Below are 15051 nucleotides of genomic sequence, written 5' to 3'. Positions count from 1 at the left end.
CCCAGGCGGGCGGGGTCTATCGCGAGGGGCTGGGGATGATCTTCGTCGGGAGTTTGGCGTGCTGGGTCGGGTGGATGGTGGGGGCGGGTCCGGGGGTTGTTGTCGGGCGCTTTTACCCTGGATGGGGTTTCCGGTGCGACAGGACGGCGGGGGATGACGGCGCTGCAGGATGGTCCGATCGAGGAGTTCGGGTACGGGATCGATCCCGACCGGCTCCGGGAGTGCCTGGCCGTGCTCGCCGAGGTGGACGGGTTGCCGACCGAGCACCCGGACGCGGTGGCGGTGCGGCGGGCGACGGCGCGGATCTACAAGTCGGTGCGGCAGCGGCGGCGGGCGGCGAAGCGGGCGGCGGTGACCGACGCCGACAACGCGGTGACGGCGGCGACGGCGACCGGGGCGCCGAACCGGATCGACGACGAGACGCAGGGGATCCCGTTGGTGTCGGCAGTGCCGGGGGCCACGGCGGGCACGCTGTTGCGGGCGCGGGCCTGCTACACCTGCAAGCAGCGGTACCACGTGGTCGACGCGTTCTACCACCAGCTGTGTCCGCCCTGCGCCGAGTTGAACCGATCCCGCCGGGACGCGCGTGCCGATCTCTCCGGGCGGCGGGCCCTGCTCACCGGCGGGCGGGCCAAGATCGGGATGTACATCGCGTTGCGGCTGCTCCGGGACGGGGCGCACACGACGATCACCACGCGGTTCCCCCGGGATGCCGTGCGCCGGTTCGCGGCCATGCCGGACGCGGGTGACTGGTTGCACCGGTTGCGGGTTGTCGGCATCGATCTGCGGGATCCCGCCCAGGTCGTGCAGCTGGCCGACGAGGTAGCCGCGCAGGGGCCGTTGGACATTCTCATCAACAACGCCGCGCAGACCGTGCGTCGCTCCCCCGGGGCGTACGCGCCGTTGGCCGAGGCGGAGTCGGCGCCGTTGCCGCCCGGGGCGTTGCCCGAGATGCTCACGCTCGGCCAGACCGGTGCCGCGCACCCGGCCGCGTTGGTCGGGGCGGTCGACCACACCCCGCACGAGGTGCACCCGGTGACCGCGCTCGCGTTGACCGCCGGGTCGGCCAGTCCGGAGCGGATCGCGGCGAACACCGCGATCGACGCGGGCGGGCTCGTGCCCGACCTGCATCCGGTGAACAGCTGGACGCAGCGGGTGCACGAGGTGGACGCGATGGAGCTGCTGGAAGTGCAGCTGTGCAACCAGACCGCGCCGTTCATCCTCGTCAGCCGTCTGCGCCCGGCGATGGCCGCGGCCGCCGCGCGCCGCAAGTACGTGGTGAATGTCTCGGCCATGGAGGGACAGTTCAGCCGCGCCTACAAAGGACCCGGCCACCCGCACACGAACATGGCCAAGGCCGCGCTGAACATGTTGACCCGCACCAGCGCCGAGGAGATGCTCACCGACGGCATCCTGATGACCGCCGTGGACACCGGATGGATCACCGACGAGCGTCCACACCCGACCAAGCTCCGCTTGGCGGACGAGGGTTTCCACGCCCCGCTCGACCTCGTCGACGGCGCCGCCCGGGTGTACGACCCGATCGTCCGCGGCGAGTCCGGTGAGGACGTGTACGGCTGCTTCCTGAAGGACTACGCGCCCTCCCCCTGGTGATCGCCCGCAACCTCGCCCGCGGCGACGCGTCTTGTTCGGTGACGGGAACAGCGGGACAGGGGTGGGGAACATGAACGGCAAGACGGTCAGGAGACTGCTGGTGGGCACCATCGGGCTGACGGTGGCGGCGGGGGCGGTCGGCTGCACCAAGGTGCAGGCGGCGGACCAGAAGATCCCCGCCGGGGGGACGACCACGACCGCCGCGCCCGCCGTCGTCACGTCCGCGGGCGAGCAGGGCACGGACGGCACCGACCCGCAGGGCGACTCGGGCACCGCGGGCGTGCGGACCTCGAACCGGACGTCGACCACGACCCACCGGGGCACGACCACCACCAAGGCGACCACCACGACGGCACCGGCGGGGGCGGGCGCCAAGGTGGTCAGCTTCACCGTGGTGCGCAAGCCGTCCTGCCCGGTGCAGGCGTCGCCGGGCGCGCCGTTCTCCTCCCCCGGCTCGCCGGTGGTGATCGCGTGGCAGGTCAGCGGCGCGTCCGGGGCGGCGATCTCGGTGGACAGCCCCGGCATGTACGGGTCGTACGGCTCGGACTACGCCGCCTCCGGCCAGCTGGAGCTGGCGTTCCCGTGCGACACCACGCCGGGCAAGACCACGCACACCTACACCGTGTGGCCGAAGGGCGCGAAGTCGGTGTCGCAGAACCTGACCGTGAGCGCCACCAACAACACGCCGTGACCATCCACAGTGGACTTCAAGTCCGACGCGTGAAACCTCGCGGAACGGGTACCTCCCGGGCGAGGACGAGCGGAAAGGCGGGGGTCACCGTGCGTAAGTACTACCTGGAGGGCTTCCTGGCCGCGGCAGGCGCGGCGGCCAGCGCGGCGGTCGCCGTGCACACGTCGGTGGACCTGCTCACGGTGGTCGCGACGCTGCTCGGCGGGGTGGCGCTGGCCTGCCTCGGCGCCAGCCTGCGGCCGAACCGCCACCCGCGAACCGTCCCTGAGCTGCGACGACGTCCGCAGCCGCGGCGGTTGGGCACCACCCAGGTCTTCGGTTGCAGCCCGAACACGACCGCCGCGGTACCGATCCAGCACCGCATCCGGGTCCGCGTCCCGCACCGGGCACGCACCCATCCGTAACGCCCGCAAGTCAGCCCAGGCCCGTCCAGCGGTCGGCCTCGGCGGCGATGAACGCGGCGGACGCGGCCGGGTCGAGCGCGCATTCGTCGAGTTGGTCGATGGAACGCTGTACGGACTCCACCACCCGCGCGTGCCAGAACGAGATGCCGTGCCGCAGGTGCTCCAGCTGCACGACCGGGGTGGCGGCGCGGAACTCCAGATAGCCGAACGGCCCGTTGGCCAGCGGCGTGTATCCGGCCTGCTCGGGCACGATCCGGATGGTGACGTTGTCGCGGGCGCCCAGTTCCAGCAGCTTGCGCGCCTGCTCGGCCATGTCGGCGGGCGCGACCAGAGGGGTACGGAACGTCGGGTAGTGCAGGAAGGCGAGGAACCTCGTCCGGGTGAGCACGTCCTGCCGCCGGAGCCGGGTGGCGACACAGGCCTCGACGTCGTCCTTGTCCTTCAACACCGCCCGCGCGTACGCGCCGGTCTGCACCAGCCGCGGGAAGAACATCGTCGACCCGACCACGATCCGCGTCGCGGCCTGCTCCTGGTCGAGGAACTCGGTGATCCATTCGTCGTCGGGCAGCACCAGCGCCACGAACCGGTCGTCGGGAGGATCGGTGGTGACGTCATTCGGATCGGCCAGCACGCCTGCGACCGTACCCGCCTGCCGGGAAAGTGGGAGTGCCACTTTCGGGTCGACCTTTCCCGCCTTCCCGGGCCGGGATGAACCGGGACGCCCCACCGGTTCACCCGAGCGGCCTAGTGCGGGAGTTTGACCACCGTGACGAAGAATTCGTCAATTTTCCGGATGATCTCGATGAAGCGGTCGAAGTCCACCGGCTTGGTGACGTAGGCGTTCGCGTGCAGCTGGTAGCTGCGCAGGATGTCCTCCTCCGCCTCCGAGGTCGTCAGCACCACCACCGGGATCAGCCGCAGCTCGGCGTCCGCCTTGATCTCCGCCAGGACCTGCCTGCCGTCGAACCGTGGCAGGTTGAGGTCGAGCAGGATCAGGTCCGGGCGGGGGGCGTCGGCGTACTGGCCCTCGCGGCGGAGGAACTGGACGGCCTGTTCGCCGTCGCGGACCACGTGCAGCTGGTTGCGGATCTTGTAGTGCTCGAACGCCTCCCGGGTCATCAGCACGTCGCCGTCGTCGTCCTCGACCAGCAGGACGTCGATGACCTTGATATCGGGTTCGGTCATGTGCGCTCTTTCTCCGCGTGGGTTTCGGCCAGGGTATCCGCCGGGATGACGGGCAGGGTGAAGCGGAAGCGGGTGCCGCCGCCCTCGGTGGGGTCCAGCCAGATCCGGCCGCCGTGGTAGTCGATGATCTTGCGGCAGAGCGCGAGACCGATGCCGGTGCCCGGGTAGGCGTCCTTGCCGTGCAGCCGTTGGAAGATGACGAAGACGCGTTCGGCGAACTCGGGCTCGATGCCGATCCCGTTGTCGGTCACCGAGAACAGCCAGTCGTCTCCGTCGCGTTCGGACTCCACGCGAACCCGGGGCGGGTCCGTGCCGCGGAACTTGACGGCGTTGCCGATGAGGTTCTGGAACACCGCGGTCAACAGCGGCGCCTCGCCCAGCACGGTCGGCAGCTCGCCCGCCGACACCTCCGCCCCCGCGTCCGCGATCGTGTCGGCGAGGTTCTCCCGGGCCTGCGCCAGCAAGTCCGCGGTCGACACCGGGAGCCGGTCGCGGGCGTGCCTGCCCACCCGGCTGAACGCGAGCAGGTCGTTGATCAGCACCTGCATCCGCTTGGCACCGTCCACCGCGAACCCGATGTACTGGTCCGCGCGCTCGTCCAGTTGCCCTTTGTAGCGGCGCTCCAGGAGCTGGCAGAAGCTGGCGACCTTGCGCAGCGGCTCCTGCAGGTCGTGCGAGGCCACGTACGCGAACTGCTCCAGCTCCGCGTTGGAGCGCTTGAGGTCCTCGGTGCGCGAGTCCAGCTCCGCGTTGATCTGACGTTGTACCGAGACCTCGTCCAGGATGCGCCGACGCATCGAGTCCACGTCGCCCGCCAGCTCGGTGACCTCGCGCGGGCCGGTCACCTTCAGCTCGTGCTGGAAGTCGCCGTCCGCGACCAGCCGCACACCCCGGGCCAACTGGGCGAGCGGGCCCGCCACCGCGGCCCGCAGCACGATGGTGACCAGCACGAACACGATCAGCAGCGCCACCGCGATGCCCACGCACACCACCACCAGCGCGGTCGCGGCGGAGCCGAGGGTCTCCCGGCCGCGGGCGCGGGCAGCGTCGAGCTCGCTCTGCAGCTGGGCCACCGCCTGCCGCACGCCGTCGAAGCGGTGCTTGCCCTCCTCGGTCTGCTCGCCGCCGAGCGCGCCGGAGGCGCGGATCCGCTGGATGTTGGGCTCGGCGTAGTCCGCGCGCCAGCGACCGGCCTCGTTCTCGATGGCGGTGATCCGGTCGAGCAGGTCGGTGCGCGTGACGATGATCTGGCGCAGCCGGGCGATCGCGGCGCGCTGGCGGTCCTGGCCGGAGGCGTAGGGGTCGAGGAACTCCGGCTTGGCGGTGAGCGCGTACCCGCGCAGGCCGGTCTCCTGGTCGACCAGCGCGGTGTCCAGCCGCAACGCCTCCTGCACGGCCGGATCGATGCGGTCGACGATCGTGGCGCGGGCGTCGTTGAGGTTGCTGATGGCCAGCGCGCCCGCCAGCACCGCGCCCGCGAAGACCACGATGAGCACGCCGATGGCCAGCGACAGCCAGCGCCGCAACGGCCACCGGGCGCCGCCCCGGCCGTCACGCGACCAGCGCGGTGCCACCTCCTCAGGCATCCGCGCCCCTCTCCCCCGCCGCGCCGGATTCCCGGGTCAGCAGCATCGCCGCGACGTCGTCGGCGAGGTCGCCGTGGTTGAGGTCGCACACCTCGCGGATCAGGTCGTCGAGCACGGTCGCCCGCCAGTCCGGGTGCGCGCGGGCCAGCGCGGCCACCAGGTCGACCAGCCGGGTCGAGCCGAGCCGCTCGGCGGTGGTGTCCAACCGGCCCTCGATGAGGCCGTCGGTGTAGAGCAGCACGGACCAGCGGTCGCCCAGCTCGATCGTGGCGGCGGGCCAGGAGGCCTTCGTGCGCACCCCGAGCGGCACGCCCACCGGGCCGGACAGCAGCTCCGCGCCGCGCTCGGTCACCAGCACGGGCGGCGGGTGGCCCGCGAGCCGCAGCCGGGCGGTGCGGCGGTCCGGGGAGACCGAGAGCATGCACAGGGTGGCGAACAGGCCGTCGAGGTGGCGTTCGTGCACCAGGATGCGCTGCATGGTGTCCAGTACCTCGTCGACGGGCCGCTGCGCGAGCACCATGGCGCGCCAGGCCACGCGGAGGTGGACGCCGAGCGCGGCCTCATCCGGCCCGTGGCCGCAGACGTCGCCGATGACCGCGTGCACGGTGCCGTCGTCGGCCTGGACCAGGTCGTAGAAGTCGCCGCCGAGCAGCATCCGCTGCCTGCCCGGCTGGTAGGCGAAGTCGTGCCGCAGCAACGGGTCCGACACCAGCGGGGTGGGCAGCAGGCCGCGTTCCAGACGCGCCTTCTCCTTGGCGTGCAGGCGTTCCTCGTGCAGCTGCCGCTGGATCTCCTCGGAGCGGGCGCGTTCCACCGCGTAGCGGATGACCCGGCTCAGCAGGTCGCCGTCGACCTGCCCCTTGACCAGGTAGTCCTGCGCGCCCGCGGCGACCGCGGCCATGCCCTGCTGCTCGTCGGCCAGACCGGTCAGCACGACCACCGCCACGTCGCCCGCCGCCTGCTCCAGCTGCCGCAGCGCCTGCAGGCCGCTGGCGTCGGGCAGGCCGAGGTCGAGCAGCACGCAGTCCTGCCCGGCCAGCAGCGGCTGCGCCTCCCGCACCGAGTGCGCCCTGGTCAGCCGGATCGGCGCGGCGACCTCGGCGAGCAGCTCCTCGACCAGCAGTGCGTCACCGGGGTCGTCCTCCACGAGCAGGACGCGGACCAGCTCCCGCGATGCCATGACAGCATCCATACACACCGGCTCCATGGCACTCGGGACAGGGAAATCAGTCGCCAGATCGTAGCCGTGGTTCGCGCGCCCGGCCGATGGGCGCACCGCGAAAAGTGGATCAGACCACGCCCGGTGGTCGCGGGTCGCCGGATGAGCTGCGGGGAGGGCCCCGCCGGTCGGGTTCCCACGGGTCGGGACGGGCCCGATCACCGCGGACCCGGCACGGCGGTCTCGCGCCGCGGTCCGCTCCGATGTGGAGTCCCGCACCGGTTCCCGCGGGCACGGCCGGTTCGGGGACGGTCCCCGGCCGGGGCGGGATGGGTGGCGTGCGGGACCGAGGAGGGTAAGTCGGCGGGCGGGGTCACGGCCGGGCCTCGTGGCCGAGGGCGCCGTGGGTGCGGCGGTCCTCTTTCATCTCGGCCTCGTGGAGGTGCCGTTTCCCGGCCAGCAGCTCGTCCCGGGCGGCCCGTTCGGCCGCCCGGAACGCGGCGTAGTAGCCGTCGTCGTACTCCTCGACGATCTGGAACGTCCACCGGCCGGGCAGCACGTTGCGCCCGACCAGGTCCCGGCGCAGCCGCGCGGCCAGCTCGGTGTGCCCGGCCCGGTCGAGCCGGTCGACGGCGTCACCGAGAGCGAGGTCCGCGGAACCGGTGAGCTGGTGGAACGAGTACAGGTGGCCGCGCGCGCGTTCCACCGTCTCCAGGGCCTCGCTCAGTCGCCCGACCGCCGCGACGGTGGCGTCGGTGGCGCCCGCCGGTCGGCGGTGCGCGGCGTCGGGGGTGTCGTCTCCTCGGGTCACGAGGGACCTGGTACCCGCGCGCCGCGGTGGGCAACCACCCGATCTACGGGTCGCGTCGGTCGAGCAGGCCGCGGGCGCGCACCAGGGCGGCGCGGGCGTCCACGTCCCGGCCCGCCATCAGGTGCCCGCGGGCCAGGCCGACCGCCTCGGCGGCGGCCAGCACCAGGCAGGTGTCGCCGGTGGCGGCGGTCCGGGCGAGCGCGCCGAGCAGGTCGTCGGCGAGGCCGCGGGCGGCGGTGGGGGTGGGCGGGGTGAGCAGCGCGGCGAGGGCGGTGTCCACCGCGCGGCGGAGGTCGAGCCCGGGGGATGGGGATCCGGGGTAGGGCAGCGCGTCGAGTTGCCGTGTCATCAAGGTCTCCCAGGGGTCCGGCGCTTCGTTGAGCCAGTCGATTGAGATTGCCTCGCAGGGCGGCGGGGGCTGAACTCGGAGCGGCAGGGTCCACTCGACCGGATGAACGGTGCTAGTGCCTCGACCCAGGACGTCGGCCGCGTATCGGCCTGTCCACGTCGTGTCTGGCAAGGCGCCGGAACGGCCTCGTACTGGATGTACTTGGTCGTTTCGGCAACGCCGCCAGGCTCGGCGTGGGCAGGTCGAGACGTGGTCGACGTTCTGGGTCGCGGCGCTAGATCGAACGGCGCTCGAACGAGGTCGCCGGACGGGGCAACGGCAACGCGGGCGCCTCCCGCAACGCGGCGACGGCGTGGTCGAGCGCGACCCGCGCGGCGGCCTCGTCGCCCGCCCGCAACGCGGTGATGGCCCGACGCACCGCGTCCACCGGACGAGTGATCCGACACGTCTCCCCCGCCGCCGCCGTCCACGCCAGCCCGGCCCGCAGCTCGGCGACCGCGGCGGCCCCGACCAGGTCGTCCGCCCGTCCGATCGCCGCGCGCAGCCGCACGCCCAGTCTCACCGGATCCGCCGGGACGGGCTCGCGGACGGGGGCGGTGGGGAGGAGAGTGGGCGCGGCGGTTGTGACCATGGGATACCTCGATCTCAGCAGCGGGTGGCGAACCGGCGACACCGGCTACCCCGATCACCGCGGCGGGAAACCTCAGCGGGGGAAGGAATCTCCCGGACTCCGCCGACCGACGGCGCGGACATCGCCGCGGACCAGTCTTCCACACGCACACAAGTCCGCCTTCGAACTCCTGTTCGAGTATCGTGTGGACATGGGTGCGGGATTCCAGCCATCACTGTTTCAGGCATCACTGTTCCAACCGGCGCTACCGGGCGTCGACGGCGGGTTCGAGGGGATCCACCGGACCGAGCTGGCCCACGGCGCCTGGGTGGACTACCTGCCCGGCTGGCTGCCGGACGCGGACTCGGTGTTCGACACCCTGGTGCGCGAGGTGCCGTGGCAGGCCGAGCGACGGGCGATGTACGACTCGGTGGTGGATGTTCCCCGGTTGCTGCGATTCTACGTGGAGGGGGTCGCGCTGCCCTCGCCGGTGTTGGAAACGGCCCGGGATTCGTTGTCGGGGTATTACTCGCCTACCCGGTTCACCACCGCGGGATTGTGCTGTTACCGGGACGGGCGGGATAGCGTGGCCTGGCATGGCGACATGATCGGGCGCGGGGCTTATGCGGATACTTTGGTGGCGATCGTGTCCTTGGGGGCGGCGCGGGCGTTGATGTTGCGGCCACGTGGGGGTGGTCGGTCGTTGCGGTTCTTGTTGGGACATGGGGATTTGTTGGTGATGGGCGGGTCTTGCCAACGCACTTGGGAGCATGCCGTACCCAAAGCGCGGGGAGTCGGGACTCGGGTGAGTGTGCAGTTCCGGCCGCCCGGGGTTCGATAGGTCTCGACCGCAGGCCGACTCCCCCTCGACACACCCCTTCCCAGCCGCTATCTTGAATCCGGATACATGACTACGCCATACGAGGAGCCACCCGAGAAGCCATGGACGCCGGAAACGTAGGCCGCTTGATGTTCGGCAGGCCCAGCCGCCTGCGCCTGGCCCTCTGGATCCACACCCACGCCGGCCCGAGGTTCTTCCAGTCCGAACCACCCAAGACCGTCATCGCCCAGAGTGCCTGCGGGGTCGAGCTGACCCGCCTGGTGGACCTCGGAATGCTCACCGAGTACCGCGAACCGGCCAACCGCCGGGTCTACTACGAACGCACCCGCAGTCCACTGTGGTCGATCATCATCGCGGCCGCGAAGGTGGTGGACCCGGTCGACAAGTGACCGGGTCCGGACACCATCACGCGGTGGGCTGGGTGCTGTCCGAGTCGTCATCATCCCGGCGCGGGGGGACGCCCTGCTGGTTGTCCTGGCCGCCCGGACCCATGCCGGGGCCGCCGCCGTCGGTGGAACCCGAGCCGGTCCCGCGTTCGCTGATCGAGGCCACCGAGGCGGTGTCGCCCGCGGTGGTGGCGATGATCGTGACCGTGTCGCCCTGGGCGACCGAGGACATCGCGGACTTCACCGTCTGGGAGTCGATCGTGTAGGTCTTGGTGTAGCCGTCGGTGCTCTTGGCCGTGATGGACGTGTCGCTCACCGCGGTGACCTCCCCGGTCTGCATGAGGCGGGTGGCGTAGGCACCGTCGCCGGTGGACACCACGAACTCGCCGTGGAGGGCGTTCTGCAGGCCCGCGCCGCCCATCCCGCCGCCGAAGCCGCCGCGGCCGCCGTCCATCCCGGGGCCGCCCATGCCGCCGCGGCCGCCCTGGGTGTCGGCGGTGGCACCGCTGGCCGCGTAGACCGCGAAACCGCCCGCGGTGGCGACACCGGCCGCGATGGCGGCGGCAGCGGCGGTCTTCTTCCAGGTCCAGCGCTGACGCGGGGGCTTGGGTGCGGCGGGGGCGCCCCAGACGCCCGCCTGGTCGGCGGCGAAGGGGGGCTGCTGGGCGGGGACCTGCTGGGCAGTCGGCTCGGCGGTGGGGTGGTCGCCCTGCGGTGCGCTCGGCTGCTCGGTCATCGGGGTTTCCTCCTGTGTCGTCCGGGGCCCGGTGGCCTCGGCGGTGACACCCAAGATGGCGACCGAGTCTGTGCCTCCCCTGTGCGAACGGTGGGTGGCGGCTATGACTCGTGATCGACGACCCATCATCGACAGGCCCGGCGCGCGCACAGCTGGTACACAGGTCCGGCACAGCGACCGCCCAACCGCGACCGACAGGATCGGGGGCATGTCCGTGAACGCGAGCCCGTCCCGCCCCGAGTTGCGCAGGCCAGACGGCCTGCCCGTCCGCGTGCTCGTCGTGGACGACGAGCCGACCCTGGCCGAGCTGGTCACGCTCGCCCTGCGGTACGAGGGCTGGGAGGTGCGCAGCGCGCTGGACGGCGCATCGGCGGTGCGGGTGGCGCGGGAGTTCAAACCGGACGCCGTGGTGCTCGACGTGATGCTGCCGGACTTCGACGGCCTGGAGGTGCTGCGCAAGCTGCGCGCCGAGGTCGACGCGCTGCCGGTGCTGTTCCTGACCGCCAAGGACTCGGTGGAGGACCGCATCGCCGGGCTCACCGCGGGCGGCGACGACTACGTGACCAAGCCGTTCAGCGTGGAGGAGGTGGTGCTGCGGCTGCGCGCGCTGATGCGCCGCACCGGGGTGACCGAGTCCGGCGCGGGCGCGGCCCTGGTGGTCGGCGACCTGACCCTGGACGAGGACACCCGCGAGGTGTTCCGCGCGGGCGAGCCGGTGACGCTGACCGCCACCGAGTTCGAGCTGCTGCGCTTCCTGATGCGCAACCCGCGCCGAGTGCTGAGCAAGACCCAGATCCTGGACCGGGTCTGGAACTACGACTTCGGCGGCCAGGCCAACATCGTCGAGCTGTACATCTCGTACCTGCGCAAGAAGATCGACGCGGGCCGCGAGCCGATGATCCACACCATGCGGGGCGCGGGCTATGTCCTCAAGCCCACGGGGTAAACAATCGCGTGTGCTGTCTCTGCGCGCGCGGTTGATGACCGAACAGCTGGTGCTGCTCGGTCTGGTCTGCGTGATCATCGGCGTGGTGACCGTGGTCGGCCTGCGCGCGTTCCTGGTCGACCAGCTCGACCGGCAGCTCAGCGACGCGGGCGGTCGCATGGCCGAGTTCGCCAACCGCCCGCCGCCCCCGGTGGACCAGCAGCAGGGGCATGGCGACGACCGCCCCTTCCAGAACGCGGGCACGGTCATCGTGACCATCGACGGCAGCGATGTCACCTCGGCCCAGCGCCTGACCTCCACCGGCGCCCGGGAGAACCTCGACACCGCGCTGTACCCGACCTTCCTCGGTCTGCCGGTGAACGCGGGCGGCCGGTCGCGGGACCTGGGCGAGATGGGCACCTACCGGCTGATGGCCTCCAGGACCAGGTACGGCACGACCGTGATCGCGGGCATGTCCATGGAGACGGTCGACAACACCCTGTGGACCACCGGTCTGGTCCTCGGCGGCGTCTCGCTGATCGGCCTCACGATCGCGGGCGTCACCGGCGTGCTGGTCGTCCGCCGCACCCTGCGCCCGCTGGACCGGATGGCCGCCACCGCCCGTCGCGTCGCGGAACTCCCGCTCGACAAGGGCGAGGTGGCGCTGTCCGTGCGCGTGCCGCAGACCGACACCGACCCGCGGACCGAAGTCGGCCAGGTGGGTTCCGCGCTGAACCGGATGCTCGGCCACATCGGCAACGCCCTGGCCGCCCGGCACGCGAGCGAGACCCGGGTGCGTCAGTTCGTCGCCGACGCCAGCCACGAGCTGCGCACCCCGCTGGCCGCGATCCGCGGCTACGCGGAGCTGGCCCGCCGCCGCGACTCGGAGGTGCCGCCGGACGTCGCGCACGCGCTGTCCAGGGTGGAGTCCGAGGCGAAGCGGATGACGACGCTGGTGGAGGACCTCCTGCTGCTGGCCCGCCTCGACTCGGGCAGGCCGTTGCTGTACGAGACCGTCGACCTGTCCCGGCTGGTGCTCGACACCGTCGGCGACACCAAGGTGGCGGGCCCGGACCACAACTGGCGGCTCGACCTGCCCGAGGAGCCATTGCACGCCATCGGGGATCAGGCCCGGCTCCACCAGGTGCTGGCCAATCTCCTGGCCAATGGTCGGACACACACACCGCCGGGCACCACCATCACCGTCGCATTGCGTTCACTCGGCGATCAGGTCGAACTCTCGGTCGCCGATGACGGCCCGGGTATCCCGACCGAACTGCTGCCCGAGGTATTCGAGCGCTTCGCCCGCGGCGATTCCTCGCGGTCGAGGGCACAGGGCAGCACCGGTCTCGGGTTGGCCATCGTCGCGGCCGTGGTCCAGGCCCACGACGGCGAGGTGGACGTCGCCAGCGAACCCGGAATGACGGTATTCACCGTCCGCCTGCCCGCCGCCCGAAAGTCGGCACAAAGCTAGTGGTGCGACCCAGAACGTCGGCCGTGTATCGGCGGGTCCACGGCGTGGCCGGCGGTGCCGCCGGAACGGCCTCGTACTGGATGTACTTGGTCGTTTCCGGCGGTGCCGTCAGGCACGTCGTGGGCGGGTCGAGACATGGTCGACGTTCTGGGTCGCACCACTAGAACCTCGGGGACCGTCCCGCGACGCTCCCGGTGCCGTGGTGGCGGTGTGGCCGCCAGGTCGGGGACCGTGCCGGGCGGGGATGAGGGGGCGGGTGGCGGGAGAGAATCAAACACAGCCACGGCACAGGGAGTTCACAAGGGTGCCCCAGGCCCGGTCGAGACCGTGAGGTCATGACACTGGCGGTGGAGCGAACTCCCCACGTGACGATCGAACGGGTGTCTACCCGGTCGCGCGCGCGGCACCTTTCCCTGGCGGGCCTGCTCACGGGCACGGCCCTCCTCTATCTCTGGAACCTCGGCGCCTCCGGCTGGGCGAACGCCTACTACTCGGCGGCCGCCCAGGCGTCCGGGCAGAGCTGGTACGCGTGGTTCTTCGCGGCCACCGACAGCGCGGGCGGCATCACCATCGACAAGACGCCCGCGTCGGTGTGGGTCATGGGCCTGTCGGTCCGCCTGTTCGGGCTCGGTTCCTGGAGCGTGCTGGTCCCCCAGGCGCTCGCGGGCGTCGGCTCGGTCTGGCTGCTCTACGCCGCGGTCAAGCGCTGGTCCGGGCACGCCGCCGGGCTGCTCGCCAGCGCGGCGCTGGCGCTCACCCCGGTGGCCGCGCTCATGTTCCGGTTCAACAACCCGGACGCGCTGCTGGTCCTGCTCCTCACCGCCGCCGCCTACGCGACCGTGCGCGCGCTGGAGAAGGCGAGCCCGCGATGGCTCATGCTGGCGGGCGCGCTCGTCGGGTTCGGGTTCCTGACCAAGATGCTCCAGGCTTTCCTGGTACTGCCCGCGTTCGGGCTCGTCTACCTGATCGCCGCACCGACCTCGCTCGGCAAGCGGATCGGGCACCTCGCGGCGGCGTTGGGCGCGTTGGTCGTGGCGGGGGGCTGGTGGGTCGCGGTCGTCGAGCTCATCCCCTCCGGCAGCAGGCCCTACATCGGCGGCTCGCAGAACGACTCCGTGCTGGAGCTGGCCCTGGGCTACAACGGGCTCGGCAGGCTCACCGGTGACGAGGTCGGCAGCGTCGGCGGCGGCGCGGGCTGGGGTACCGCGGGCTGGGCCCGGTTGTTCGGCACCGAGATGGGCAGCGAGATCGCCTGGTTGCTGCCTGCCGCACTGCTGGCGTTCGTCGGTGGGCTCTGGCTGACCCGGCGCGCGCCGCGCACGGACCGGACGCGGGCGTCGTTCCTGCTGTGGGGGCTGTGGCTGGTCGTCACCGGGGCCGTGTTCAGCCTGATGGACGGCATCATCCACCCGTACTACGCGGTCGCCCTGGCCCCGGCCGTCGGCGCGCTGGTCGGGCTCGGCGCGATCACCGCGTGGCGGCGCAGGCACGAGCCCGCGGCCGCCGGGCTGTTGGCGGCCGGGGTGGTCGTGACGGCCGTGGAGGCGTCGATCCTGCTGTCCCGCGAGTCCGACTGGCTGCCCTGGCTGCGCCCGGTCGTGCTGTTCGGCGGACTGGTCGCGGGCGCGCTGCTGGTCCTGCTGCCGATGCTCCCCGAGGGTTTCGGCAAGGCCGCGGCGATCTTCGCGCTGGTGATCTCCCTCGCCGGGCCCGCCGCCTACTCCGTGGCCACGGCGGCGCAGGCGCACTCCGGTGCGTTGCCCTCGGTCGGGCCGTCCGGGCAGACCGGGCCGGGCGGACGCGGCTTCGGCGGTGGACCCGGTGGGATGCCCCAGTTCGGCGGCCAGACCGGTCAGGGCGGCGGACGTGGCGGCATGGGCGGTGGCATGGGTGGCCTGCTGGGCGCGCCGACGCCGAGCGCCGAGGTCTCCGCGCTGCTGGCCGACGACGCCGACTCCTACACCTGGGCCGCCGCCGCGGTCGGCTCCAACAACGCGGCGGGCTACCAGCTCGGCGCGAACGCGCCGGTCCTGGCCGTGGGCGGGTTCAACGGCACCGACCCCGCGCCCACCCTCGCGGAGTTCCAGCAGCTGGTGGCCGACAAGAAGATCCACTGGTTCATCGGCGGAACGCTCATGAGCAGCGACTCCGGCAGCGACGACGCCCGGCAGATCGCCGAGTGGGTGCAGGAGAGCTTCACCGCCAAGACCGTCGGCAGCACGACGCTCTACGACCTCACCGCGGCGGGGCAGTGATCTCGGTGTTCTCGGTGTTCTCCGT

General features: G+C 71.9%; 16 protein-coding genes. 8 read left to right on the top strand and 8 right to left on the bottom strand.

Annotated features, from left to right (window positions below; translation table 11 throughout):
* Positions 1-153 precede the first annotated feature (153 nt).
* The 3 genes from C503_RS0103360 to C503_RS0103350 all read left to right on the top strand — a co-directional run bounded on the left by C503_RS0103360 (position 154) and on the right by C503_RS0103350 (position 2709).
* Positions 154-1614 carry an SDR family NAD(P)-dependent oxidoreductase gene (locus C503_RS0103360; RefSeq protein WP_018680789.1) on the top strand — a complete coding sequence of 487 codons (1461 nt, stop codon included), beginning with the start codon at positions 154-156 and terminating at the stop codon, positions 1612-1614.
* 70 nt (positions 1615-1684) lie between these two features.
* The gene (locus C503_RS0103355) at positions 1685-2305 is read left to right on the top strand and encodes a hypothetical protein (RefSeq protein WP_018680788.1); all 621 of its coding nucleotides are present in this window, start codon (positions 1685-1687) and stop codon (positions 2303-2305) included.
* Positions 2306-2394: 89 nt separating this feature from the next.
* Complete coding sequence (locus tag C503_RS0103350) at positions 2395-2709, top strand: hypothetical protein (RefSeq protein ID WP_018680787.1); 315 nt, start codon at positions 2395-2397, stop codon at positions 2707-2709.
* Between the two features lie 10 nt (positions 2710-2719).
* Here C503_RS0103350 and C503_RS42970 read toward each other — a convergent pair whose 3' ends face one another.
* The 7 genes from C503_RS42970 to C503_RS0103315 form a co-directional block, all read right to left on the bottom strand.
* A complete protein-coding gene (locus C503_RS42970; protein ID WP_018680786.1) occupies positions 2720-3340 on the bottom strand; it encodes a DUF5753 domain-containing protein in 621 nt (206 codons plus the stop codon).
* A gap of 113 nt (positions 3341-3453) precedes the next feature.
* Complete coding sequence (locus C503_RS0103340) at positions 3454-3894, bottom strand: response regulator (RefSeq protein ID WP_018680785.1); 441 nt, start codon at positions 3892-3894, stop codon at positions 3454-3456.
* Complete coding sequence (locus C503_RS0103335) at positions 3891-5480, bottom strand: sensor histidine kinase (protein WP_018680784.1); 1590 nt, start codon at positions 5478-5480, stop codon at positions 3891-3893. The genes C503_RS0103340 and C503_RS0103335 overlap by 4 nt, the downstream gene beginning before the upstream one ends.
* Positions 5473-6660: a PP2C family protein-serine/threonine phosphatase gene (locus C503_RS0103330; protein ID WP_018680783.1), complete on the bottom strand. Its 1188-nt coding sequence runs from the start codon at positions 6658-6660 to the stop codon at positions 5473-5475. Before C503_RS0103330 ends, C503_RS0103335 begins: the two co-directional genes overlap by 8 nt.
* 352 nt (positions 6661-7012) lie before the next feature.
* Entirely contained in the window at positions 7013-7450 is a 438-nt protein-coding gene (locus C503_RS0103325; protein WP_018680782.1) for a hypothetical protein, read from the bottom strand.
* A gap of 43 nt (positions 7451-7493) precedes the next feature.
* Positions 7494-7799, bottom strand: coding sequence for a hypothetical protein (locus C503_RS0103320; protein ID WP_018680781.1), 306 nt, complete (start codon positions 7797-7799; stop codon positions 7494-7496).
* Positions 7800-8073: 274 nt separating this feature from the next.
* The gene (locus C503_RS0103315) at positions 8074-8430 is read right to left on the bottom strand and encodes a hypothetical protein (protein WP_018680780.1); all 357 of its coding nucleotides are present in this window, start codon (positions 8428-8430) and stop codon (positions 8074-8076) included.
* A 190-nt stretch (positions 8431-8620) separates the two neighbouring features.
* On the opposite strand from C503_RS0103315, the gene C503_RS0103310 reads away from it, so the two are divergent.
* Positions 8621-9250, top strand: coding sequence for an alpha-ketoglutarate-dependent dioxygenase AlkB (locus tag C503_RS0103310; protein WP_026315939.1), 630 nt, complete (start codon positions 8621-8623; stop codon positions 9248-9250).
* Between the two features lie 101 nt (positions 9251-9351).
* Positions 9352-9639 (top strand): hypothetical protein, encoded by a 288-nt coding sequence (locus C503_RS0103305; protein WP_018680778.1) that lies wholly within the window; start codon positions 9352-9354, stop codon positions 9637-9639.
* Positions 9640-9655: 16 nt separating this feature from the next.
* On the opposite strand, the gene C503_RS37700 is transcribed toward C503_RS0103305, so the two are convergent.
* Positions 9656-10372: a hypothetical protein gene (locus C503_RS37700; protein WP_018680777.1), complete on the bottom strand. Its 717-nt coding sequence runs from the start codon at positions 10370-10372 to the stop codon at positions 9656-9658.
* A 208-nt stretch (positions 10373-10580) separates the two neighbouring features.
* Between C503_RS37700 and C503_RS0103295 the strand changes: the two genes are divergently transcribed.
* The 3 genes from C503_RS0103295 (at position 10581) to C503_RS0103285 (ending at position 15026) form a co-directional block, all read left to right on the top strand.
* Complete coding sequence (locus tag C503_RS0103295; protein ID WP_018680776.1) at positions 10581-11318, top strand: response regulator transcription factor; 738 nt, start codon at positions 10581-10583, stop codon at positions 11316-11318.
* Between the two features lie 10 nt (positions 11319-11328).
* Positions 11329-12771 (top strand): HAMP domain-containing histidine kinase, encoded by a 1443-nt coding sequence (locus C503_RS0103290; protein WP_018680775.1) that lies wholly within the window; start codon positions 11329-11331, stop codon positions 12769-12771.
* Between the two features lie 335 nt (positions 12772-13106).
* Entirely contained in the window at positions 13107-15026 is a 1920-nt protein-coding gene (locus C503_RS0103285; protein WP_051114735.1) for a glycosyltransferase family 39 protein, read from the top strand.
* Positions 15027-15051 lie beyond the last annotated feature (25 nt).

Origin of the sequence: Actinokineospora enzanensis DSM 44649, from assembly GCF_000374445.1 — a bacterium.
Taxonomy (GTDB): Bacteria; Actinomycetota; Actinomycetes; order Mycobacteriales; family Pseudonocardiaceae; genus Actinokineospora; species Actinokineospora enzanensis.
The sequence above is the reverse complement of the archived record's forward strand: the minus strand, read 5'-3'. Positions and strand labels throughout refer to the sequence as shown.